This window comes from Nocardia sp. NPDC003345 (assembly GCF_053589395.1).
On record NZ_JBSFRU010000611.1, the window covers coordinates 1 to 1,283 of the forward strand.

The window sequence follows — 1,283 nt, forward strand, 5'->3', positions numbered from 1 at the left end:
CAGCGCTCGAAGCGCATGTGGCGCAGCCACGAGTCTCGAGCGCTGACAGCAGACGCTTCGGGGGCCGAACCCCGCGCCGACGGAGTCGGCGCCAAAATTACAGCCGAAATTACAGCGGCGCGATGCGGACAACCGTTGTCGTGATCCCATCGACCACGAACCACAGTCGCAACGAGGGCCGTCCGAAATTCCCGCCTCCGGGTTCGTACCGGCTGCGGACGCTGATGTGCTGGCGGGCCAGGACGGGGGTGACGTATTCGATCACGGCGCGGTAGGGGCCGCTGACCAGTTTCGGGTAGTCGACCAAGTACTGCTCCACCGCCTGCCAGTAGCAGGCGTTGTTCACGTGGTTGTACTGGTCGATATCGGTGGCGCGCAGCGGGAACGGGAGATCGATATCGGATTCGGCGGGGGTGGTGTCGGTGAGCCAGGGGCGCCACCGCAGGCGCTGCTCGGTGGTGGTCTGGGCGAGGTAGGCCAGACCCGCGTCGCTGATGCGGGCGGGCATGTTGTTCGCCTCGTTGATCTTGATCCAGAAGCCTTCGGTTTCGATCAGCCCGCCGCGGTCACTGGTGATCCGGACCCGCATATTGCTCCAGCGGGTCGACATACTCGAGCACCAGCGTTGCAGGTAAACCTGGTCGGGCCAGCGGACGGGGCGGATCACATCGATCACCGTGCGCCGGACGATCCAGCTGGGATCGGTCTGTTCCAGAATGGACTGCTGGAGGTGTTCCCAGGCGATGTCCTGGAGGTAGCGGGCGATACCGTCCAGACGCACGCGGTTGTACGGGTCCACGTCGCCGGCACGCACCGGCCACGAGGACGCGAACCCCATGCTCTCCTGGGGCAGTGGGGCGAGCGGCTGATCGAGTGACACTTGTGCTCCTCGCGCGGCCGGATTCGGCCGCGGTACTTCTTCGTGTTCCTGTGAGAAGACTTTACGGGTCCTGTGTCACCGCGCCACGGGGAGCCGCCCGTTTGCCGGGCGGGTGCTCAGTATCCGACGTAGCCGGTGCCGTTGGCCACGCCGACCACGCCGGGCACATTGGAGAGCGAACCGTATCGGTCGATGGCATACCTGGTGCCGGCGATGATGTTGTCCACCGGATTCCAGATATCGCCGTGTCCGGGCAGCGCATGTGCGTTGAAGGTGGGATCGATGGTCTGCATGAGGCCTTTGGAGGGGATTCCGGCCGCCGCGTTGCTGTCCCACAGATTGATCGCGTTCGGATCGCCGCCGGATTCGCGTTCGATCATCAGCGCGATGATCGCCGCCTCGG

Annotated in this window: 2 protein-coding genes; both read right to left on the reverse strand. The window is 65.1% G+C overall.

The features are described from left to right. Positions 1-109: 109 nt before the first annotated feature. Positions 110-880, reverse strand: a complete 771-nt coding sequence (locus ACWDU1_RS32420) for an acyl-[acyl-carrier-protein] thioesterase (protein ID WP_450004229.1) — start codon at positions 878-880, stop codon at positions 110-112. 116 nt (positions 881-996) lie between these two features. Next, positions 997-1,283 (reverse strand): lytic transglycosylase domain-containing protein (locus ACWDU1_RS32425; protein ID WP_450004230.1); only part of this gene is annotated, 287 nt, incomplete at its 5' end.